Annotated in this window: 22 protein-coding genes; 8 read left to right on the top strand and 14 right to left on the bottom strand. The window is 70.3% G+C overall.

Features of this window, described 5'->3' with window-relative positions; genetic code table 11:
* Positions 1–19 precede the first annotated feature (19 nt).
* Entirely contained in the window at positions 20–1,078 is a 1,059-nt protein-coding gene (locus tag D7193_RS24585) for a substrate-binding domain-containing protein (RefSeq protein ID WP_206611965.1), read from the bottom strand.
* Between the two features lie 354 nt (positions 1,079–1,432).
* Between D7193_RS24585 and D7193_RS24590 the strand changes: the two genes are divergently transcribed.
* Positions 1,433–2,647 (top strand): ROK family transcriptional regulator, encoded by a 1,215-nt coding sequence (locus D7193_RS24590; RefSeq protein ID WP_158674853.1) that lies wholly within the window; start codon positions 1,433–1,435, stop codon positions 2,645–2,647.
* 84 nt (positions 2,648–2,731) lie between these two features.
* Here the strand turns inward: D7193_RS24590 and D7193_RS33290 are convergent, their stop codons facing one another.
* The gene (locus D7193_RS33290; protein ID WP_147434443.1) at positions 2,732–2,971 is read right to left on the bottom strand and encodes a hypothetical protein; all 240 of its coding nucleotides are present in this window, start codon (positions 2,969–2,971) and stop codon (positions 2,732–2,734) included.
* A 24-nt stretch (positions 2,972–2,995) separates the two neighbouring features.
* On the opposite strand from D7193_RS33290, the gene D7193_RS24595 reads away from it, so the two are divergent.
* On the top strand, positions 2,996–3,361 hold the full coding sequence (locus tag D7193_RS24595; RefSeq protein WP_120781884.1) for an ArsR/SmtB family transcription factor: 366 nt from the start codon (positions 2,996–2,998) through the stop codon (positions 3,359–3,361).
* The gene (locus D7193_RS24600) at positions 3,358–5,130 is read left to right on the top strand and encodes a SulP family inorganic anion transporter (protein WP_377456337.1); all 1,773 of its coding nucleotides are present in this window, start codon (positions 3,358–3,360) and stop codon (positions 5,128–5,130) included. The genes D7193_RS24595 and D7193_RS24600 overlap by 4 nt, the downstream gene beginning before the upstream one ends.
* Positions 5,131–5,160: 30 nt before the next feature.
* Here D7193_RS24600 and D7193_RS24605 read toward each other — a convergent pair whose 3' ends face one another.
* Complete coding sequence (locus D7193_RS24605) at positions 5,161–5,658, bottom strand: YcxB family protein (protein ID WP_120781885.1); 498 nt, start codon at positions 5,656–5,658, stop codon at positions 5,161–5,163.
* 252 nt (positions 5,659–5,910) lie between these two features.
* Between D7193_RS24605 and D7193_RS24610 the strand changes: the two genes are divergently transcribed.
* Positions 5,911–7,107 carry an epoxide hydrolase family protein gene (locus D7193_RS24610; RefSeq protein ID WP_120782207.1) on the top strand — a complete coding sequence of 399 codons (1,197 nt, stop codon included), beginning with the start codon at positions 5,911–5,913 and terminating at the stop codon, positions 7,105–7,107.
* A 58-nt stretch (positions 7,108–7,165) separates the two neighbouring features.
* The gene (locus D7193_RS24615) at positions 7,166–8,026 is read left to right on the top strand and encodes a hypothetical protein (RefSeq protein ID WP_120781886.1); all 861 of its coding nucleotides are present in this window, start codon (positions 7,166–7,168) and stop codon (positions 8,024–8,026) included.
* A gap of 15 nt (positions 8,027–8,041) precedes the next feature.
* Here D7193_RS24615 and D7193_RS24620 read toward each other — a convergent pair whose 3' ends face one another.
* The 3 genes from D7193_RS24620 to D7193_RS24630 all read right to left on the bottom strand — a co-directional run bounded on the left by D7193_RS24620 (position 8,042) and on the right by D7193_RS24630 (position 10,864).
* A complete protein-coding gene (locus D7193_RS24620) occupies positions 8,042–9,001 on the bottom strand; it encodes an SDR family NAD(P)-dependent oxidoreductase (RefSeq protein ID WP_120781887.1) in 960 nt (319 codons plus the stop codon).
* A gap of 227 nt (positions 9,002–9,228) precedes the next feature.
* Positions 9,229–10,368, bottom strand: coding sequence for a hypothetical protein (locus D7193_RS24625; RefSeq protein ID WP_120781888.1), 1,140 nt, complete (start codon positions 10,366–10,368; stop codon positions 9,229–9,231).
* Entirely contained in the window at positions 10,361–10,864 is a 504-nt protein-coding gene (locus D7193_RS24630) for a SigE family RNA polymerase sigma factor (protein WP_120781889.1), read from the bottom strand. The genes D7193_RS24625 and D7193_RS24630 overlap by 8 nt, the downstream gene beginning before the upstream one ends.
* A gap of 179 nt (positions 10,865–11,043) precedes the next feature.
* Between D7193_RS24630 and D7193_RS24635 the strand changes: the two genes are divergently transcribed.
* A complete protein-coding gene (locus D7193_RS24635; RefSeq protein ID WP_120781890.1) occupies positions 11,044–11,748 on the top strand; it encodes a DUF4386 domain-containing protein in 705 nt (234 codons plus the stop codon).
* A gap of 72 nt (positions 11,749–11,820) precedes the next feature.
* Here D7193_RS24635 and D7193_RS24640 read toward each other — a convergent pair whose 3' ends face one another.
* The 6 genes from D7193_RS24640 to D7193_RS24665 all read right to left on the bottom strand — a co-directional run bounded on the left by D7193_RS24640 (position 11,821) and on the right by D7193_RS24665 (position 16,233).
* Positions 11,821–12,405 (bottom strand): hypothetical protein, encoded by a 585-nt coding sequence (locus D7193_RS24640; protein WP_241563378.1) that lies wholly within the window; start codon positions 12,403–12,405, stop codon positions 11,821–11,823.
* Between the two features lie 53 nt (positions 12,406–12,458).
* On the bottom strand, positions 12,459–13,358 hold the full coding sequence (locus tag D7193_RS24645; protein WP_120781892.1) for a sulfite exporter TauE/SafE family protein: 900 nt from the start codon (positions 13,356–13,358) through the stop codon (positions 12,459–12,461).
* Complete coding sequence (locus D7193_RS24650) at positions 13,355–13,957, bottom strand: rhodanese-like domain-containing protein (protein WP_120781893.1); 603 nt, start codon at positions 13,955–13,957, stop codon at positions 13,355–13,357. The genes D7193_RS24645 and D7193_RS24650 overlap by 4 nt, the downstream gene beginning before the upstream one ends.
* Positions 13,958–13,967: 10 nt before the next feature.
* On the bottom strand, positions 13,968–15,371 hold the full coding sequence (locus D7193_RS24655) for an MBL fold metallo-hydrolase (protein ID WP_120781894.1): 1,404 nt from the start codon (positions 15,369–15,371) through the stop codon (positions 13,968–13,970).
* A 134-nt stretch (positions 15,372–15,505) separates the two neighbouring features.
* Entirely contained in the window at positions 15,506–15,775 is a 270-nt protein-coding gene (locus D7193_RS24660) for a metal-sensitive transcriptional regulator (RefSeq protein ID WP_120781895.1), read from the bottom strand.
* Positions 15,776–15,888: 113 nt separating this feature from the next.
* A complete protein-coding gene (locus tag D7193_RS24665) occupies positions 15,889–16,233 on the bottom strand; it encodes an ArsR/SmtB family transcription factor (protein WP_120781896.1) in 345 nt (114 codons plus the stop codon).
* 65 nt (positions 16,234–16,298) lie between these two features.
* Here D7193_RS24665 and D7193_RS24670 point away from each other — a divergent pair, with 65 nt between their 5' ends.
* On the top strand, positions 16,299–18,281 hold the full coding sequence (locus tag D7193_RS24670; protein WP_120781897.1) for a heavy metal translocating P-type ATPase: 1,983 nt from the start codon (positions 16,299–16,301) through the stop codon (positions 18,279–18,281).
* Between the two features lie 230 nt (positions 18,282–18,511).
* On the opposite strand, the gene D7193_RS24675 is transcribed toward D7193_RS24670, so the two are convergent.
* Complete coding sequence (locus tag D7193_RS24675; protein WP_120781898.1) at positions 18,512–18,979, bottom strand: hypothetical protein; 468 nt, start codon at positions 18,977–18,979, stop codon at positions 18,512–18,514.
* A gap of 445 nt (positions 18,980–19,424) precedes the next feature.
* On the opposite strand from D7193_RS24675, the gene D7193_RS24680 reads away from it, so the two are divergent.
* Positions 19,425–19,901, top strand: a complete 477-nt coding sequence (locus D7193_RS24680) for a hypothetical protein (protein ID WP_147434444.1) — start codon at positions 19,425–19,427, stop codon at positions 19,899–19,901.
* A 288-nt stretch (positions 19,902–20,189) separates the two neighbouring features.
* Here D7193_RS24680 and D7193_RS24685 read toward each other — a convergent pair whose 3' ends face one another.
* The gene (locus D7193_RS24685; protein WP_120781900.1) at positions 20,190–21,782 is read right to left on the bottom strand and encodes an MFS transporter; all 1,593 of its coding nucleotides are present in this window, start codon (positions 21,780–21,782) and stop codon (positions 20,190–20,192) included.
* Positions 21,783–21,842: the final 60 nt, after the last annotated feature.

Consider the following 21,842-nt stretch of genomic DNA (forward strand, 5'->3'; position numbering starts at 1 on the left):
CGGCGTCAGTCGCCACGGGTCACTTGGAGCCCCAGCAGTTCTGCAGGCCCCAGTCCGTGTCCTTCGAGTCGATCCCGGGAACGGCCTTGTCCGTGATCAGCACGGTGCCCGAGTTGATCACTCCGGAGGGCTTGGTGCCGTCCTTCACGTACTGCACGATGGTGTCCAGCGCCATCTCACCCATCTTGGAAGGGAACTGCGCCACGGTGGCGCCGATCTCGCCGTTCTTCACGGCAGCGACGCCGGAGCAACTGCCGTCGATTCCGACGATGGTCACGTTGGTCAGGTTCTGGGCGGCGATCGCCGCGTGCGCGCCCTGCGCCATCGGCTCGTTGATGCCGTACACCACGTTGATGTCCTTGCGCGCCTGGAGCATGTTCTCCATCGCGGCCTGGCCACCGCTGACACTGGCTTCCGTCTGCTTCTCGGCGACGATCTCGGGGGCGCCCTCGCTCAGCCCGAAGCCCTGGAGGAACCCGTCGTGGCGCTGCTTCGACGTACGGTCCGTGAGGTCGTAGTCGAGCATGGCGACCTTCGGGGCAGCGGACCCGACCTGCGCCTTCGCCCACTGGCCGATGAGCTTGCCGGCCGCCAGGTTGTCGGTCTCGAACGTCGCGTCGACGGCGTCAACCGGATCGGTCTCCGTGTTCACCGCGACAACCAGGATGCCCTTCGACCTGGCCTGCTTGATGACGTCGACGAGCGCCGTCGCGTTGGCCGGGTCGATGATGATGCCCTTGACTCCCCGGTTGATCATGTCCTGGATCGCGGTCAGCTGGGTGGCCGAGTCCCCGGCGGTCTTCGACTCCGCCGTGATGACCTTGATGCCCTGCTTCTTCGCCTCATCCTTCACCGCGTTCTGGATGGTGAGGAAGAAAGGATTCGACAGCTGCTGCTCGACTACGCCGATGGTGAACGTGTCCGTGCCGCCGGCGGCCGAAGACGACGACGTCGAGTCCGAGCACCCCGCCACGGCCATCAACGCCGCCGTCGCGCCTGCGGCAAGGGCCACCACTGGGCGAACCCCGGAACGCGCGCGCCTGGCCGTGCCGACCGCGGAACCGGTCGCTCCAGCCACTGAACCGATCATGCTATCCACCGTCCTTTGAGGAGTTGGCCTTCCGAAGGCGCGCAGCGACCTGCGGGAGGGACCGGCATGCCGTTCGCGGCCGTCACGCGACTGACGTCGGACGCCCACGCTCCCGGCCGAGGTCGTCGGCCCGTCGCGGCCGAGCGCCCCGGGTCCTGTCGGGTCTCGTCATCCCACTTTTGCTGGCTAGCAGGGCCGGACAACACCCTGTTACGTCGGAGTCTCGGTGCCGTTAAGTCGAAAGTCAAGCAAAAGTTTCCGAAGTTAGGTACGTGGGCAGCCGAAGACTTCTCCGCGTTGATGCCGTACCGTCATCTCGAACCTCTGAAGGGAGAGCGCGAGGTGACCGTGATCGAGCAGCCGCGCAACCGAGCGGCCAGCGCGGCCAGCGGAGTGGGGGACGTCGTTGCCTTGATCGCATCCGGTCGGGCGCGGACCCGCGCCGCGCTCGTGCAGATCATGGGCCTGTCCCGCTCGACCATCAGCCAGCGCCTCGACGTGCTCTTCAACGCGGGCCTCGTGCACGAGAGCACCGAGACACTCCAGTCGGGTGGCCGGCCGGCCAAGACCCTGGTCCTGAACAAGGACTTCGGCGTGATCGCCGCGGTGGACATCGGAGAGCAGCATGTCCGGGTCGCCCTGACCGACATGTCGCCGACGGTGCTCGTGGAACGGACCGCCGAACTCGACATCCACACCGGACCCGAGACCGTCCTCCAGTCCATCACCAGTCACATCAAGGCGCTGTTCGCGGAGATCGACCGTCCCACCACCGACCTGCTCGGCATCGGCCTCGGGCTGCCCGCACCGGTCGACTTCGCCGCCAGCCGTGTCGTCGGGTTCTCCGTGCTGACCGGCTGGGACGGATTCGACATCGCCGGCTGGTTCGCACGGGACTTCGACGCGCCCGTACTCGCCGACAACGACGTGAATCTCCTGGCCCTCGCCGAGCACCGGCGCAATTGGCCGACCTGCGACTACCTGTTCTACGTCAAGGCAGGCAACGGCATCGGCAGCGGCATCGTGACGCGCGGCCTGATGTACCGGGGCGCCCAGGGCGCGGCCGGCGACATCGGGCACACGGCGGTGCGAGGTCACGGGGATCCACTGTGCCGGTGCGGCAACGCGGGCTGCGTGGAGGCACTCGCGGCCGGGTGGGCCCTGGTTCGTGACCTCCGTGCCGCCGGCTTCGGCGTCAACAACGCCGCTGATGTCGTCGCACTAGCCGAGCGCGGGCAACCCGAAGCGATCCGGGAACTTCGCAAAGCCGGACGCATCCTCGGTGAAGCCATTGCCAACGCGACGAGCCTCTTGAATCCCGGGGTCATCGTGGTCGGCGGTGTGCTCTCGTTGGCTGGCGACTACCTGCTCGCCGGAGTTCGTGAGGTTGTCTACCAACGCACCCTGCCGCTCGCGACCAGGCAACTGCAGATAACGGGCGAACACCTTGACGAACGCGGCGGAGTGCTCGGAGCGACACAGCTCGTCCTCGACAATGCACTCGAGCCCACCAACATCGAAAGGATGCTCGAGAGACTCGGCCAGGTGACGAACTGACCGGTCTCGGACCGCGCTCGGTAGCACGCCGCAGTGGCACCGAGATGCAGGCACCCAAGCCGTGGTCCGGCGGCCGGCCAACGGTCAGCCAGGTGCGTTGGTGACGAGTCCGCAATTGTAGATCGACAACGCTGCTCGCTGTCGCGGTGCAGCTTCGATCTCGATCTTGCCGGCAACGTGCTTGTACCGCGAGGGCGCCTGGATCCGCAGTTCTTCGGCGGGGCGCCGTGGTCGTTCAGCAGGGCCGTCATCTGGCGTGTCGGGGATCACTTCGGGCGGGCCTGCCGTCATCCGACCTTTTGAAGAAGTCTTCAATTGCCTCATTGCTCAGGAGGTTGGGGAGGGCGTGTGGCGCTGCCGCTGTACGAGAGAAAGGCGGAGTTCTTCCGCACGCTCGGGCATCCGGTGCGTATCCGGGTGCTGGAACTGCTCGGCGACGGGCCGATGTCGGTGCGGGACCTGCTCGCTGATGTGGCGATCGAGGCGTCCAGCCTGTCTCAGCAACTGTCGGTGCTACGGCGGGCCGGGATCGTGACGTCCAGGCGCGACGGGTCGGCGGTCATCTACGCACTCGCGGGCCCGGACGTGGCCGATCTGATGCGGGCGGCCCGCCGGTTCCTCACCGACATGCTGACAGGTCAGGCCGAGCTGCTCGAGACACTCCGCGAGGACCAGGACGACGCCGACCACCAGTCGCTCCCGGTTCCCCGGTGAGCGTCGGGGCGCTCACCCGCTCGACCTGGCGTCGAGTGGTTGTCCTGCTGCCGACGAAGGCGGATCTCGCGGCGATGCGCCGGCAGCCCCGCCGTGACCTGATCGCCGGGCTCACGGTTGCGGTGGTCGCGCTGCCCTTGGCGCTGGGGTTCGGCGTGTCTTCCGGTCTGGGGGCGGCCGCCGGTCTGGCCACCGCGATCGTGGCCGGGATCCTCGCGGCGCTGTTCGGCGGGTCCAATCTGCAGGTCTCCGGGCCCACCGGGGCGATGACGGTGGTGCTGGTGCCCATCGTGGCGAGCTACGGGCCCGGGGGCGTACTGACCGTCGGTGTGCTGGCGGGCCTGATTCTGCTGGCTCTGGCCCTGCTCCGCGCCGGCCGGTACGTGCGTTACGTGCCGGCGCCGGTGGTGGAAGGCTTCACCGTGGGAATCGCCGCGGTGATCTTCCTGCAACAGGTGCCCGCCGCGTTGGGAGTGCCGAACCCGGACGGCGAGAAGGTCACCGTCGTGGCCTGGCGGGCGCTGGTCGAGTTCGTGGGCCATCCGAACTGGCCCGCGCTGATCCTCGCGCTCGGGGTGGCGGCGGTGATGCTGTCCGGGGCGCGCTGGCGTCCCACGGTGCCGTTCTCGCTGATCGCGGTGGCCGCCGCCACCGTGGTCGGGCACCTGTTGTCGCTCGACGTCACCCGCATCGGCGCCCTTCCGGCCACCCTTCCCGCCCCCTCGCTGGGCTTTCTGGACCTGGCCGCGGTGCCGACGCTGTTCACCTCGGCGTTGGCGGTCGCCGCCCTGGCCGCGTTGGAGAGCCTGCTGTCGGCGACCGTCGCCGACGGCATGACCGTCAACCAGCGCCACGACCCTGATCGGGAACTGTTCGGCCAGGGTGTGGCGAACGTGGTGACCCCGCTCTTCGGCGGCGTACCGGCGACGGCGGCGATCGCCCGCACCGCGGTCAACGTCCGCTCGGGAGCCCAGTCGCGGCTTGCCGCGCTGACGCACGCGGTCGCTCTGGCGGTGATCATCCTGGTGGCCGCCCCACTGGTGGCCCACATTCCGCTCGCCGCGCTGGCCGGGGTGCTGCTGGCCACGGCCGTACGCATGGTCGAGGTGGGTTCGCTGGCCGCGCTCGCCCGCTCGACCCGGTCCGACGCCCTCGTCATGGCCCTGACCGCGATCGCCACCGTCGCCCTGGACCTGATCGCCGCGGTGGGTATCGGCATCGTCCTCGCCGCCGCTCTGGCCATCCGCAAGATCGCGGGTGCGGCCCGGCTGGAGGAGGTCCCGCTCGACATCACCGATCATCACGCCGAGGAGGCCGCCCTACTCCGCGAGCACATCGTGGCCTATCGCTTCGACGGGCCGCTGTTCTTCGCCGCCGCCCACCGGTTCCTGCTCGAACTGTCCGAGGCGGCGGACGTACGGGTGATGATCTTGCGCATGTCGAGGGTCTCGACGATTGACGGCACCGGCGCGCTCGTGCTGCGCGACGCGATCGAACGTCTCGAACACCGTGGCGTCACCGTGTACGTCTCCGGCGTATCCGCGGGGCACGAGAAGACCCTCGAAGCGGTCGGCGTGCTCGACAGGCTCCGCCTCGCGGGCCGCGTTCTCCCCGGTACGCCAGAGGCGATCGCCGCGGCCCGAGCCCATCTGCACCGCACCGGTGTCCTGGCCACCGCGTCGGGGAACGCCTCGACCGGGCCGGGCGATCATGACGGCGACGCCGGCCCGCCGCTCGCGGATGTCGCGCCGTCCCCGAGTGTCCGATGACGCTGCTGTGTTCGGCTCCTGATCACGAGGTCACCGATGCGGGAGCAGCCCACGCTTGACCATGAAGCCTCGTAACGTCTCGGCGTCCTCGGCGGACATCAGGTTGCGTGGGATCACGGTCGCCGGCATCCGGCCGACGTACACGATCCAGAACTCGGGCGTGTCCCTTACCTGGGCGACCCCGTCCCAGGCGATGCCGCCGGACTCCGAGCCGCTACGCATCATGATGTTGTCGTCGGTGATGTCGTAGGCGCCCTCGACGGCGTAGCGACCGGAGCGGCGCCGGGCGCGCAATCGCACCCACGGCGAGTACAGCATCGACAGCAGGCCGCCCACGATCAACGCCGTGCAGAGCGGCACGATCCGGTCGCCCCGCGCGAACCCCCGCGAGACGGCGAGACCGATCGCCCCGACCGCCACCAGCACCGCGCCGATGTAGCCGTACCTGCGCAGCCGAACCCTGCTGAGCGCAGCGGCCACCCGGCCCGGGTAGGCGGGATCGGCGGGGACGTCGAAGCGGATGTGCACGCCAGAACGATAGTGCCCCCACCCGCCTCCGGGCAGCGCCCGGCTCCCGCCCCGCTGGTCGGATCATCGGTGCCACCCGGTGCCGCCGGCAGGAGAGGACAGCTGATGGTCGTCGCGGGCAGGCGGTTCCGGCGGGATGCGAGGGCGAATGCGCGTTCCGGTCCGCCGGTCGTCGGGCCGGTGCGAGACTGGGCGAGTGTCAGCCCCGCCGGTGCCCGGGCGCCGGTCGACCCGACGCGGCAGGTGGAGGACATGTCCGACGACAACGAAATCCGTCCCTTCCGACTCGATACGCCGGAAGAGGCGATTGCCGACCTGCGTCGCCGGATAGCGGCCACGCGCTGGCCCACCCGAGAGCTGGTCGGCGATCGCTCTCAGGGCGTGCAGCTGGCGACGGTCCAGGAGCTGGCCCGCTACTGGACGACCGACCACGACTGGCGCGCGTTCGAGGCGAGGCTGAACGCCCTGCCGCAGTTCACGACCTCCATCGACGGCGTCGAGATCCACTTCGTCCACGTACGGTCGCGGCACGAGAACGCCCTGCCGCTGATCATGACGCACGGTTGGCCCGGCTCGGTCGTCGAACTGCTCGGGGTCATCGGCCCGCTCACCGATCCGACCGCGCACGGCGGAAGCGCCGAGGACGCCTTCCACCTGGTGCTGCCTTCCTTGCCCGGCTACGGCTTCTCAAGCGAGCCGACCGAGCTCGGTTGGGATTCCAACCGCATGGCGCGCGCATGGGCGGAGCTGATGGGCCGCGTCGGCTATCCGCGCTACGTCGCCCAGGGCGGCGACGTGGGCGCCAACGTCACGGACGCGATGGGTCGCCAAGCACCCGAAGGCCTGCTCGGCATCCACCTCAACCTGCTCTCCGGGGCGATCGCCCTCAAGGACCAACTGCCGGCGGAATCTGAGCAGGAACGCGCGGCGCTCGACGCGCTCAACACGTTCATGACGGACGGCTTCGGCTACTTCCTGGAGCAGTCCACCCGGCCGCAGACGATCGGCTACTCCCTGCTGGATTCACCGGTCGGGCTGGCGGCCTGGATGCTCGACCACGACACGGACAGCTACTACAAGATGTCCCGCGCGTTGGTCGACGGCGAGCCCGCGGGCGGCCTCACCCGGGACAGCATCGTCGACAACATCACGCTGTACTGGCTGACGGGCACCGGCACCTCGGCCGCCCGGTGGTACTGGGAATTCGGACGGTTCCGAGCCGCAGCCGCTGCGTCTGGCCAGGCTCCTCCGCCGGTCCGAGTTCCGGTCGGCTTCACGACGTTCCCCGACGAGCTCTGGGCTGCCCCGCGCAGCTGGGCCGAGGCGGTGTACCCCGGCCTCGCGTACTTCAACGAGGTCGACAAGGGTGGCCACTTCGCCGCCTGGGAGGAGCCGGAGCTCTTCTCCACCGAGGTGCGGGCCGCGTTCCGGCCGCTGCGAAACGCCTGAGCCCGCGCCGACACGGCACGGGCTGTCGCCGCTGTCGATCATCGGCGACACTTCCACCGTGCGAAACGACCTCGACCAGATCGAAGCGGCGTTCGTCGGCACACCACTGGCCGGCCTGCCAATCGGGCACGGCCCCTCGGGCACCGTCATCGTCGCCGGCATCGACCCTCATCGCCTGCACGAGGCCTGGCGGGCCGCCGACGCACTGGTGCCGGTCACCGGACGCCGGCCCGTCCTGGTCACGGACGACTTTGGTGACACGCTGACGATCCGGCCCGAGCCGCAGCCGGGTCCGTCGGAGTCGGCGCTGCGCGCGTTCGCCGAGAAGGCCGAGTCTTCCGAGCCCTGGCTGGTCTACCGCCACTACATGCAGGACGACGTGGTCGACGAGGATGAGGCCGAGTACTACGCGCGCGGCCTGGCCGGCATCGACCTGGACGTGAGGGCCATGGTGTCGGATGTGGCGCTGCCCGCTCCGCGTCAGGCGCTGGAGCGGGCGCTGTACGACCGGGTGCTCGCCGACGCCGACCTGCACGCCCGGGTGCTCGGCAGGGTGCGGTTCGTGACGCAGACCGCCTACTGGTACACGCCTGCCAGCGTCCTGCTCATGTTGCTGCCGACCAGCGACGTCCGCAGCTCGGGGTACTGGGTGGACTTCTACGGTGCGCTCACGCTGGAGTACCGGCAGGCGCTCGCGGAGGTGTTGGCGCAGTGGCGTGACCGGTGGGACGCCCGCCTGGTCGCGTCGTGGGGCACCATGCTGCAGTTCCAGGTGGGTCGCCGCCCGACGCCGGGTGACGAGGCGTGGATCGCGGCCGGCCAGCTCAAGGGGCTCGCGTCGAACCTCGACCTGAGGCGGTGGGAGGTCGCCGTCGCCCTGCCCGCCGGTGACGCGTGGTTCGTGCACAACCGGCCCTGACCGTGAGACCGGCGGTCAGCGCTGGGCCGGTCGATTCCTGCGTACGCGGGCGGCGCCCAGCCATTCGCCGAGCCGGCGGCGGGCCCGGCCGCGGCGATATCCGCCGTGCGCCGCCCCGGCCGGTGGTGGCTCGAACAGCGATCCCGACCCGGGCGCGGCAGGGGCCGGCCTGGTCACGAACGTCGCGCCCCACCGGGCGACCACCGACTCGCTGACACGCGGCGCGATCCGGTGGGCGGCGAGGGCCAGGTGTGAGAGCAACCCGGTAGTCGCCTGCCGGCGGGGGCGGCGGGCGCAGGCGAGAATCGTGGCCGCGAGGCGTTCCGGCGCGTACGCGGGCGGGATGGCGCGTAGTTGGCGGCCCGAGTGGTTGGCGGCCCGCCCGAAGAACGGCGTGTCGACCGGCCCGGGCAACACGAGACAGACCCGTATCCGAGGATGACCGGCGACCGCCTGCTGAAGGTTCAGGGCCAGGCCTCTGAGGGCGAACTTGGTCATGGAGTAGAGCGGGACCATCGGGTTCGGGAACACCGACAGCAGGGATCCGATGAGCACGAGGACACCATCGTCCTGCGTGTGAAATCGTGTCAGCGCGGCGCGTGCGCACAGCACGGTGCCGAAGACGTTGGTGTCCACCAGCCGACGGATCTCGTCCACCGACTCCGAGCCCAGCGGCCCGGCGATTCCGACGGCCACCGCTTCGACCCAGACGTCTATCCGCCCGAACCGCTGCACCGCGAGCCGGGCCAACCGCTCAACGGCTGCGGGATCGGTGACGTCGGTCGGCACGACGAGCACCTGCCCGCCCCGCGCCCGGCACTCGTGTTCCACCTCGGCAAGCGCTTCCGGGCTCCGCGAGGCGAGGACCAACCTGGCCCCTTCGGCAGCGAACGCCAACGCGGTCGCGCGGCCGATTCCGCTCGACGCCCCCGTGACCAGCACCACGGCGTCGCGGAACGTTCTCCGCCTGACCATCGCACCTCCCGCACCGGCAGAACGAGATGAAGCATCTACCCACGGACGTGACGATCAGTCCCAGCGCTCATCACGCCGTCCGCCGAGCCGCGGTGGGGCCGTCGAGAAGGCACGGGAGACGCGTTCCGGTCAACGCGCTGGTGGAACGGCGGAGCGCGGCGGGTGCCCCTCGTGCGGCGGTGGACGCCTCGCGCGTCCACCGCCGCACACGCGCCGGCCTGCTCCGGTCACCGATCGCCGGTGAACGGGTCAACGGGCCACGTCGCGGGGTCCGGGCCGCCCGTCCAGTCGCAGTCGGCGGCGATCCGGCGGACCAACGTGGGGTCGTAGCGGCCGGAGGCGGTCAGCGACAGGACGGCGCTCCCCTGGTCGACGGCCACCTCCATGATGGGGGCGCCGCCGTCGCCCCGGTGCTCCACGACCCGGGCCGGCCGGCCGCCGATCTGGTCGTTGGCGTCGGAGATCCCCCCGGATTCCGTGGTGAGCAGGACATGGAACGATCCGTCGCTCACGCTCAGCATGCTGGTGGCCCTGGCGTCCCGGAACACCACCGAACAGCTCTCGGGCGTCATCGCGGCCGGCAGTGAACGCAACCGGTAGGGCGCGACACAGCGGTAGGTGCGATCCAGGCGGACGCTGGCCGCGACCGCCAACGCATCGTCCTGGCCCCGGGCTCCCGCGACCTGCATCCAGAGGCCGTTGGCGGTCTTCCAGCGCAGCACGGCGGCCCGGCGGTCGCCCGCCTCCTCGAGGGCGAACGTGCCGGGTCGCCCGGCGACGCGGACGGCTGTGCGCTTACCGGTCAGCGGTTCGAAGTCCTTCGTGTCGGCCCCGACCCGCACGATGAGCGTTCGGGACTGACCGTCGTCGTCGACACCGTCGATGACGAGGCTCTCCTGCCGCTCGTCGATCAGCTGCTGGTACTGCATACCGATGATCGGGAACGGCAACCGGGCCAGGCCGAGGTGCAGCATCAGCGGCTGGCCGACCGCGTCGGCCGAATCGACGGCCGTGGGGGCGCCGGGTGCGACCGGCGGTGTCGGCAACACCGTCATCGGCGCAGGGCGCGGTGACCGCGGGGACGGCGACGATGACGGCGAGGGCGGCGGCGACGGCGTCGCCACGCCCGGCCCGAGCCCCGCCTCCGGCACCGGCCCGGCACCCGGGCTCAGCGCCGCGGTCAGCGACAGCACCACCGCGCCCGCGCCGGCCGACAGGCCCGTCGCGCCCAGAGCGAGACCCCACCGCCGCCGACGGCGGTAGCGGACGCCCGCCGTGCGGGCCCCGGCGAGGAGCCGGTCGACGTGTACGTCATCGTCGGCAACCCGGGTCAACGTCTCGTGCAGCGCCCGATCCAGGTCAGTCATCGCGTCCTCCCGTTGGTGTCAGCGCCACATCAGCACCCACCTTGCCCCGCAACGTCGCAAGCGCGCGCTTCACCTGCGTACGCACGGTCACCGTCGAGCAGCTGAGCAAGGCGGCTATCGACGCATCGTCAAGATCCTCGTAATAGCGCAGCACGATTGCCGCCCGTTGCTTGGCGGGCAACTGCCGCACGTGACGCCACAGGGCGTCACGTTCCACAAACTCCGATTCGAGGTCCCGGCGGCTAGCGGGATCGCCGGTGTCAGCTACGACGATCTCGCGGCTCGACAGTCGCCTCCAGCGGGTGATCGACGCGTTGACCAGCATCCGGCGCAGATACGCCTCAGGGTTCGCGGCCGAGATCCGGTTCCACCGCGCGAACGCCCGCGCCAGCACCTCCTGTGCCAGGTCCTCACCGCGATGCCGGTCGCCGGTCAACAGCCGCGCGAGCCGCACCAGCGCCGCGCCTCGCGCTCGTACGTAGTCGTCGAAATCCAAACCTCTGCCACCCTCCCCCGCCGCGCCGCACGCTCACACCGGGATACACGACTCGGGTACCGGCGTCTGTTGCACGGCACAACAGGATTGCCCGAGCGGCCGATTCGCCATCGCACCGATTCGCAGGAGGGTGACCGCAAGACGATCGTCGACTGAACGCCGCAACGAAAGGAGCCCCGATGGGCTCACTCAGGAGGACCGCGCTGGTCGCGGGCGTGTTCTACGTGCTCACCTTCGTCTCGATTCCGACCGTCGCCCTGTACGGTCCGGTGCACGACGCGGACTACCTCGTCGGCACGACGTCGGAGACCCCCGTCGTCATCGGCGGCGTCCTCGAGGTGATCGTTGCCCTCTCCTGCATCGGCACCGCCGTCGTGCTGTACCCGGTGGTCAAGCGGCAGGGCGCAGCCCGAGCGCTGGGCTTCGTGAGCGCCCGGGTCCTCGAAGCGGCCGGCATCTTCGTCGGCGTCGCGAGCCTCCTGACGCTCGTGGCCCTGCGGCGAGCCGAAGCCGGAGCCGACGCCCTGGTCACCGGACAGGCGCTGGTCGCCTTCTACGACTCGATCTTCCTACTCAGCCAAAGCCTCATCCCGGCCGTGAACGCCCTGTTGCTGGGTTCCCTGCTGTACCAGTCACGGCTCGTGCCGCGCGTCCTCCCCGTGCTCGGGCTCGTCGGAGCGCCCCTGCTCGTCGTGGCCGACGCCGGCACTCTGTTCGGGCTCTGGGATCGGCTGTCCCCGGTGGCGGCGATCGCGGCCGTCCCGATCGCGGTGTGGGAGTTCTCGCTGGGCGTCTATCTGATCGTCAAAGGCTTCAAGCCCTCCCCGGTCACCGCAGAAATGGTGGCCGCCGGGGCCCGGCACCCCGAGGGCGCCAGCGTCTGAGCGTCGACGACACGGCCGGGTTGGCGTAGCCCGAGAGTTGGTGGAAGGCGCCGACCGCGTCAGCGGTGACACTCAGGAATCCGCTGGTACACCGGCTTCCAGCTGGCCGATCATCGGGGCGAGGAGCTCGTTGAGTTCGCGGGCCAGCACCGTGACCGCTCGACGCGCCGCGGGAGCTACGGACGCGTCCGGGCCGTCAGGGGCCGGAGGCAGATCATCGAGGGGAAGCGGCGCCTCGACCTGCAACACCGCCCGCAGGTGGGGGCTGCGCGTCACGTCCTGGTCCGACGGTGTCGTGTACTGGCCGAACAGCTGCGGCCAGTCCCGCCAACCCCGGTCGCGCTGCCACTGCCTGGTCCACGTGAGCTCGGCGGGCCACCGGGAGATCATCGACACGGCGCAGGTCATGCTCCCGTCCCACGGGCTCGCCAGGCAGGTCGCGGAGATGATCCGCCGGTGCCAGCGTACGTAGCCAGGTGACAGTTCGGAGGCCAGTCGCCACGCTGTGGCCGCGAAGGTGACGGGCGCGATGTGCCCCCACGTGTCGGCGAACTCGTCGATGCGCCTCACGACCTCCGCCTCGTAGCGACCGCGCCCGTCCGCGCCGTGCTCACGGTCGAAGGGCTCATCGATCCAGAAGGCGCGCGGTCCAGGCATGTGCATCTCCTACGAGCGGCGGTTCACGACGTCGTCCTCACCATGGCGGTCTATCACGAACGCGGTCGGCTGTCCGTCCGGCGCGCGAGGCGGACACCGACGCACCCCGGGCGCGCGAGGCACACCGACGCGCCCCCGAGCGCCGCCACCGCGGCCACGCCGACCGCGGCCCACAGCACGGGACTGGTGCTCACCTGGTGGGGCAACTGCTGGGCGAGGACGAACACGCCCATCACCACGACGAACCAGCCGAACGCCGTACGCAGCGCGTTCTCGGGAATCCGGCCGGCGAGCCGGCCACCGAGCAGGCTGCCGATCACGGCGGCCGTGGTGACGGCGGCGGCCAGGCCCCAGTCGATGCTGACGCTGGAGAGGTAGCCGGCGAGGCCGGCGAAGGACTTCATCGCGATGACGACCAGTGAGGTGCCCACGGCGACGGGCATCGGCAGGCCGCCGAGCAGGGCCAGTGCCGGTACCACCAGGAAGCCGCCGCCGGCGCCGACCAGGCCCGTGACCAGGCCGACCACGACGCCGTCGATGATGACCCGCAGGATGGGCAGCTCGTGCGGCACCGGCCGGGTCTCCGCGGCGCGGCGGCCGCGAATCATCGCGATGGCGGTGGCGAGCATCATCAGGGCGAAGCCGGTCAGCAGCACACCGGCGGGAATGAACCCGGCCAGGCGGCCGCCGGTGTAGGCGCCGGCCATGCCGGCGACGCCGAAGATCAGCCCGGTGCGCCACCGGACGCGTCCGGCCCGGGCGTGCGGCAGGACGCCGACGGCACTCGTGACGCCGACGACGAGCAGCGAGGTGGCGATGGCTTCCTTGGCCGGCAGGTCGGCGACGTAGACGAGCAGCGGTACGGCCAGGATCGAACCGCCGCCGCCGAGCAGGCCGAGGCTGACTCCGATCAGGACGGCCAGACCGACGGTGAGGGCGAGACTGCCGGTCATGCCGGCCGACGGGCCGCCGACTCACCACCCAGCTGGCCGATGACGGTGCCCAGGTCGCAGGTGGCGCCACGGTTGTAGGGAAGCTTGGCGAGCAGCATGCCCATGGCGCAGGTGTTGGTCAGCGCCGCGACGGTGAGACCGGCGCCGATGAAGCCGGCGACCCACTTCAGGCCGGGTACGAACACCGAGGCGACGACGCTGGCCAGGACGATGGCACCGGCGACCAGGCGGACCTGACGCTCGAGGTCCCAGCGGGGCCTGCCCTGGCTGATCGGCGCGTGACCCGCCTGCCAGGCCATGATGCCTCCGTCGAGTACGCGGAGGTTGGGTAGGCCGACGTCGGCGAGGGCCCGCCGGGCCTGGGCGGCGCGGGCGCCGGAGCGGCAGATCAGGACGACGTCCTCGTCGAGGTGGCGGCGCAGTTCCTCGCGGTGTTCCGTGAGCAGGTCCAGCGGCACGTTGTAGGAGCCCGGGATGTGCGAGGTCTCGAACTCGCCGGGGGTGCGGACGTCGAGCAGCCGGGGTGTCCGGCCGGCGGCGATCAGCTCGCGCAGGGTCGCCGTGTCGAGCGTGCCGGGGCTGGTCGGGGTCGTGGTCATGTGCGTCCTTTCAGGAGGTGGGAGCCATCCGCACGCCGGCCTGTTCGGCCCGGCCGAACATGTCGTCGATCAGGACGACCTCGCGGCCGGTGTTGGCCAGCAGCGACGCGGCGGCGGTGGCGCGGTAGCCGGAGCCGCAGTGCACCCAGACGGTGCCGGCTGGTACGTCGCGGAGGCGCTTGGGCAGGTCGGGCAGCGGGATGTGCACGGCGCCGTCGATGTGGCCGGCGGTCCACTCGTTGGTCATCCGCACGTCCAGCACGACGTGCGGGTCAGGCAGGCCGACCGGGGTGTCCCCGGCCTGCGCGGCCGCGAGGGCCGCGAAGTCGGCGACGCTCAGCTCGCGGAGATCCGACCGGTCGGTCGCCCAGTCCTCGGGGTCGCCGCTGGACTGGGCGGCGGGTCGGTCGATGCCGATCCGGACCAGCTCACGCTGCGCGGCGGCGACCTGCTGCGGTGTCTCGGCGAGCAGTGTGATCGGCGTACCCCAGTCGATGAGCCAGCCCAGCCAGGTGGACATCGGCCCGTCGAGGCCGAGGCCGACCGTGCCGGCCAGGTGCGCTGAGGCGTACGCCCTGCGGTGTCGCAGATCGACCACCCACTCGCCGGCGGCGATCCGTCGGCGCAGTTCGTCGGCGTCGGCCCGGTTGATCGGGGTGAGGTCGACCGGCGCCGGGCCTGCCGCGTTGGCGACGCCCATGTGGGCGTAGTAGGCCGGGTAGGCGTCCAAGCCGGCCAGGGTCTCGGTGACGAACCGGTCCGCGGCGAGTCGGAACACGGGGTTGGCCTGTTTCTCCCGCCCGATGGTCGACTCGGGCGCGTCGGCCTGGCTGGCCGAGCAGAAGCTGCCGAATCCGTGGGTGGGCCAGACCTGTGTGCCGTCGGGCAGGAGGTCGGCGAGCCGCTGGGCGGAGGCGTGCTGATGCTGGGCCAGCTCGTGCGCATGCTGCTGGCCGAGCAGATCGGTGCGGCCGGTGGTGCCGAACAGCAGCGAGCCGCCGGTGAACACACCGACCGGGACCCAGCCGTCGCCGTCGCCGGCCTCGTCGAGCACGTACGACAGGTGGTGGAACGTGTGGCCCGGCGTGCCGACGACCCGGAGGCGCAGCGCGTCGGACACGTCGACGACGTCGCCGTCCGAGACCGGAGTCCGGTGGAACGTCACGCTGTCCGCGGCCGCGACGAGGTACTCGGCGCCGGTCAGCCGGGCCAGTTGCAGGCCGCCGGAGACGTAGTCGTTGTGCATGTGCGTCTCCACCACGTGGGTGATGCGCACGCCCTTCTCCCCCGCGAGATACACGACCCGGTCGATGTCCCGCTGTGGGTCCACCACCACCGCCACACGGCCGTCCGTCGCCAGGTAGCTGCGGTCACCCAGGGACGAGGTCGCGATCACCGACACCTGCACCGTCATCCGTCTGCTCCTTCTCACATATACCCCGGGGGGTATGCCGGGAATAGTCGTCACCCCTGGTCGACATCGCACACGCGCTTACCCACCCGGGCGGCGGACACGCCGTCCGGGCGCGGAGCGTCAGGCTCGGCGGATCACGCCAGGGCCAGGAAGAGCTTCTCCAGTTCCGCTTCGGTCATCTCCGGCTGCTCGCCGCGATCACGGGCAGCGGAGCAGTGCCGCATCCCGGAGGCGATGATCTTGAAACCCGCCCGGTCGATCGCCTTCGACACCGCGGCGAGCTGGGTCAGCGCCTCGCGGCAGTCCTCGCCGTTCTCCATCATCTCGATGACCGCGTTGAGCTGCCCTCGGGCCCGCTTGAGCCGGGTCAGCGCCTCGCCGGTCATCTCCGGACGCATCTTCATCTCATCACCCTCCGCCTCCGACGGTAACACATACCCCCGGGGGTATGCCGGGTGCGCGACTCGCTCAGAGCCGAACGACGTCGGCGAGGCGAACGCGACCAGCCGCTACTCGCTCACGCCGTGGGCGCTTCGGACAGGTTGCGGTCGATGTGGTCGGCGTGGAACAGAGCCTGCCGGAGGAGCCGCCGGACGTGGTCGTCAGCAGCGGAGTAGTAGACGAATGTTCCCTCGCGGCGCCCCTTGACGAGGCCCGCGAGGCGCAGCTTGGCCAGATGCTGGCTGACCGCGGTGGGGGCGGCTCCGGCGAGCTCGGCGAGGCAGGCGACGGAGGACTCCCCCTGCAAGAGCGCCCACAGGACCTTGACCCGGGTGGGATCGGCCAGGAGTCGGAACGTCTCGGCCGCGAGATGCACCTGCTCCTCGTTGGGCATGTCGAAGTCGGGCAGCGACGTGTGCATGGGCCGAGCATACCGACCATTCCATTGCTTGCGTATCTGCGTGTATGCGCATATAAGATGCCCGGGTGACGACGAGCGTCGAGAACCCCTCCGCTGCCCAGCCCACAGCGCCGGCCACCAGCCGTCGAGCCGGCCAGCGGCGGACCGCCCTGTGGTCGCTGCCGGAGGTCCGCTGGGCCGCCGCCGCGACCGGCCTGTTCGTGCTCGGCCTGCTGGCCCACCTGTCCCCCGCGCCGAGCTGGGTGTGGTGGGCGTTGTACCTCGCCTGCTACGCCGCGGGCGGGTGGGAGCCGGGCTGGGCCGGGTTGCGGGCGCTGCGCGAGCGCAAACTCGACGTCGACCTTCTGATGGTCCTGGCGGCGATCGGCGCGGCGTCCATCGGCCAGGTCCTCGACGGGGCGCTGCTCATCGTCATCTTCGCCACCTCGGGCGCACTGGAAGCCGTCGCCACCACACGCACCGAGGACTCCGTCAGCGGTCTGCTGGACCTCGCACCCGACACGGCCACCCGCCTCACCGCGACCGGCGAGGAGACCGTCGACGCCGCCGACCTGCACGTGGGAGACGTCATCCTGGTCCGTCCCGGAGAGCGGATCGGCGCCGACGGAGAGGTCACCGGCGGCGCGAGTGAGGTCGACCAGGCCACCATCACCGGCGAGCCGCTGCCCGTCGACAAGCACCCCGGCGACGAGGTGTTCGCGGGAACCCTCAACGGCACCGGTGCGCTCCGCATCCGTGTGACCCGGCCTGCCGGCGACACGGTCATCGCCCGGATCGTCGCCATGGTCGCCGAAGCCAGCGCCACCAAGGCGCGGGTGCAGTTGTTCATCGAGAAGGTCGAACAGCGCTACTCAATCGGCATGGTCGCCGCCACCGTCGCCCTGTTCGTGATCCCGCTGGTGCTGGGTGCCGAACTGCAACCGACGCTGCTGAGGGCGATGACTTTCATGATCGTCGCGTCGCCGTGCGCGGTGGTGCTGGCCACCATGCCGCCGCTGCTGTCCGCTATCGCCAACGCCGGCCGGCACGGCGTGCTGGTCAAGTCCGCCGTGGTGATGGAACACCTCGCCACCGCCACCCGGGTCGCCTTCGACAAGACCGGCACCCTCACCGAAGGCGCCCCACACCTGACCGACATCCGGCTCCTCCCCCGCGCCAGCCTCAGCGAGCGCCAACTCCTCACGTTGGCCGCCGCTGCCGAGCGTTCCTCCGAACACCCGCTCGCACGGGCGGTGGTCACCGCCGCCCGTGAGGCGCAGCTCCCGCTATCCGCACCGGACGCCTTCACCTCGACTCCCGGGCGCGGCGTCACCGCCCAGGTCGAAGGCCACCGGGTCGACGTGGGCAGCCCTGCCGGATGGGAGACGGGCCACGACCGCGCACTGTGCGCTCTCGTCGACGAACTGGAGCAGACGGGCCGAACAGCGGTCGTGGTCCAGGTCGACGGCGAACCCGTCGGCGTGCTGGGCCTGGCCGACAAGCTCCGCCCTGACGCCGCCGCAACGGTCGCCCACCTCACCGCGGTGACCGGAGTGCGCCCGGTGCTGCTGACCGGCGACAACGAACGCGCCGCCCGACGGCTCGCCGGCGAGGTCGGAATCGCCGATGTCCGCGCCGGTCTGCTACCTCAGGACAAGGTCGCCGCGGTACGCGAGATGGAGAGCCGCGGAGACCGCGTGGTCCTGGTCGGCGACGGCGTCAACGACGCCCCCGCCCTGGCCGCCGCCCACGTCGGCATCGCCATGGGCCGCGCCGGCTCCGACCTCGCCCTCGACACCGCCGACACCGTCGTCACCCGCGACGAACTCGCCACCCTGCCCGCCGTCATCGAACTGGCCCGCCGCGCCCGCCGGCTCGTCATCGCGAACCTCACCATCGCCGCCACGTTCATCGCCGTACTCGTCGCGTGGGACCTCATCGGCACCCTGCCCCTACCACTCGGAGTCGCCGGGCACGAAGGCTCCACCATCATCGTCGGCCTCAACGGACTCCGCCTGCTCCGCCGAGCCGCCTGGGTGCGGGCAGCAAGCATGGGACCAGCGACATGACACGCCTCCCGTCCGCCTCCGTCCAAGGCAGGCGGGCCCAACTCGTGAACCAGTGATCTATTCGGGGTGAAACAGGACGCCGCACCGACTCTCACCTGCGACAACGAGGAGCCGCAGGTGGGTGCAGTCTCCTGCAGGCGGAGCGCCCGTCCGCTGACGTCGACGCCTGGCCGGTGACCGGTGGCCTCACACGCTTCGGCGACGCGGCGAGCGGCGATGACGTGCATCAGTCAGAGGCAGCACCAGCAATACAGGTCCTCACCCGCGTCTCGCGCGCGCTCGGCGAGGGCAGCGACTTCCTTGATGACAGGCACCATCTGGTCCTCCGGCAAGGGGCCATCCCACGCCAACTCCTCGACCCGGCCCCACCGCGCCGACAACTCGAGCACTTGCGCGTCGTTGATCGAGGCGAGTGTGTCCCGCGTGACGCGGTCGAGGGACATCAGCCAAGGCCCTTCCTGCTCGTCCCCGCTCCACAGCAGCTTGAGACCGACCAGGTTCGCGTCCCAGTCGACGCCTCGAACGAAACTCACGAGCTTGCCGAGGGTCACTGCCGGCTCGATGCCCTTGAGGTCAATCGCATCGGCAGTTGCGCCGCCACCGCCGCTGACGACGACCGGCCCGCCGTCGAGGTCCGCCATCAGGCCAACCGCCGCGGCATCATCCTTCGCCCGGAAGTAGTCGTACAGCACGCCCATGGCAAGCACTCCACCATAGGCATACGACATCGCACCGACACCTGCCTCGCGCCGGACGAGGATGCCGGCGGACCGGAGGGGACTCCCGAACCTCGGTGGGGCATGGCACGCCATCGGCCCTCACGCACCATCGGCGTGCCCGGCGTAGAACTTCCGGCGACCCCACAGTTGGATGTCCAGGCAGCGTCCGAGTCCGATCTCAGCGGCAGAGAGTCCGCTCCCACCCACCCGCCCGGCCGGCCTCGCCGCCCTGGCCGACACCGTCGGGTCGGAAGTCTTCTCCCGGGAGTCGCGGGTCGCAGATCGCCTATCACAGACATCTGGCCCCCGAAGGGAAGAGCTGGATTCTGGCAATCGGCATCCGTCATCCGTGGTTACCTGACATCGGGTCGCGCCCCACTTCACGAGCTGTTAACAGAAATCCACTTTCTGGGGGGGGATTCAGTTGGCCAAACCATCGTTCACCCGCCTCGCGGGGGCCACCATGCTGGCCGCCGTGAGCAGCCTGGGCTTCGCCGCACCAGCGTGGGCTGGGGGTGGCACGACGATCACCATCGATCCGGCGGACACCGGCACGACGGCGGCCGCGTTCGGCACTCACGTGTGCGACCCGAACCTCGGCGGTGGTCCCTTCCAGGCCGAGGACGTCTGGGTCTTCTCCCTGCCGGCTGCGACACAGCAGGGCAACTTCATCTCACTGACCATCGAGTTCGCCACGGAGGGTGGACCCGTCACGGAGACCATCACGACCACGCCCGCCGCCGACCGTGCGATCGTCGGCGACAGGGCGTGGATCAGGACGCCAGCCGGCCTGTCGTCAACCGGCGAGTTGGTGAACCCGTTCGCCCTCACCAACGCCACGGCGTTGATCACCGGCACCGACGGAACATTCGACCTAGCGCAGACCTGCCCGGCGACCTGAGCTGGTCCATCCGTACGCAGGGGGGCTGCCCCGGCAGAGCCGGGTCTGCCGGCGCCCATGGCTGGATCTGCCGCTGGCAGGCACCCGAGCGAGAGCTCGGGTGCCTGCCAGGGACTGCCGTCAGGTCAACTCCCACCTCGCCATCTCCCCCGACATCCGCAGATCAGGCCGAGGGCATTCCTGGCTGAGGATCTCGCGCACTAGGACGGTCGGTGGTGTGTCCATCCAACGTAGGTGACGATCTCAGGGTCGATGCGAACCGGCCGCGGGTTGAACCGATTCAGAGCCCTATTGGACGGTAGTTTCGCTCGTCGGATGCGCCTCGGTCGTGGAGGCGGGTGGGGTGCGCTGGGGACCTCGCGCAAGAACGTAGACCAACAAGATGGTCATGACGCCGACTCCTGCCCACATGGCCTGTTGCCAGCCGTCGACGAAGGACTCCTGGGCGGCCCGGACAAGTGCCTGCGCCTGGGTGCCGGTGCCGCCGGCAGCGGCGAGGGCGTTGGCGACGCCTTCTCGGGCGGTGTCGGCGGTGTCGGCGGGGACTGCGTCGAGGCGGGAGTCGATGGCGTTGCGGTATCCGGCGGACAGGACGGCTCCGAGCAGCGCGACGCCGAGCGCGGTGCCGAACTCCCTGGTCACATCGTTGAGTGCGGACGCGACACCTTGACGCTCAGGGGGCAGGGTGGAGGTGATGGCCTCGGTGGACGGGGTCTGCGTCATCCCCATGCCGAGTCCCATGGCGAGCATGCCCGGCAGGACGGAGAGGTAGCCGCCGTCCACGGAGACGAAGGTCGCCATGAGAGCCAGACCCACGCCCCCGAGAGAGATTCCTGTTGCCATCGTCGAGCGGCTGCCGATGCGCGCGGCTACTCGCGGAGCGAGACCGGAGGCGAGCATCATCGTCACCGCCATCGGCATGAGTGCGAGGGTGGAGCGCAGGCCGGACCAGCCGAGCACCGCCTGGAAGTACGGGAAGAGGACGACGAAGATTCCCGCCTGTACGCCGAAGACCGCCAGAAGCGCCACGGAGCCGCTGGCGAGACTTCGCTCACGGAAAAGGCGGACGTCAAGCAGTGGAGCCGGCCGGCGCAGTTCCCACGCCACGAAGCCGATGGCGCCGATGACGCCGATCAGAAGGCTCAGGAGCGTCCCGGGGGCGGTCCAGCCCTGTACCGGGCCTTCGTGGAGGACGAAGATGAGTCCGACCGCGGCGATCAGGGACGCCAGCGAACCGACGGTGTCGAATCCGTGTTCCGACTTCTCGCGTGAGTTCGGAACGGATCGAAGTGCCGTGGTGATGGCCACGGTCACAAGTGCGACCGGCAGGACGAACAGCCAGCGCCAACTGGCCAGGTCGACCAAGATCGCCGACAGGTACATCCCCAGGATGCCGCCACCGCCGGCGACGCCGGTCCACACGCCGATCGCTTTGGAGCGTTCCTCGTGCGGAAACGTCGAGGTGATGACGGCCAGCGTGACGGGCATGATCATCGCTGCACCGACGCCGCTGAGGAGGCGTGCTGCGATCATGATTGCGGACGACGTGGCCAGGCCGGCGGCCGCGCTCGCCGTTCCGAAGATGATCAGGCCTGCGAGCAGTACCGGTCGACGGCCCCATCGGTCGCCCAAGGCGCCGAGCGGCAGGAGCAACGCGGCGAGGCTGATGGTGTAGGTGTTGATGATCCACAAGACGGTGTTCTGCGAGGCGCCGAACGCGACGGCGATTTCCTGCTGGGCGACGTTCAGCCCGGAGACGGAAGCGATGACTGCCATGAGGGCGATGCAGACCGCGATCAGGATCGAGCGGCGGCGGCGCGGGTCATGGATCGTCGTCGTGTCGGCGCCGCTCACCTGGAGAGACAGATCCGGGGAGATCATGCGCGGGTTCCTTTCGAATGGCGCAGGCGGGTATGGCGCCGGAACGGGACGTTCCGGCGT

Source organism: Micromonospora costi, assembly GCF_003626655.1.
Classification (GTDB): Bacteria; Actinomycetota; Actinomycetes; order Mycobacteriales; family Micromonosporaceae; genus Micromonospora; species Micromonospora costi.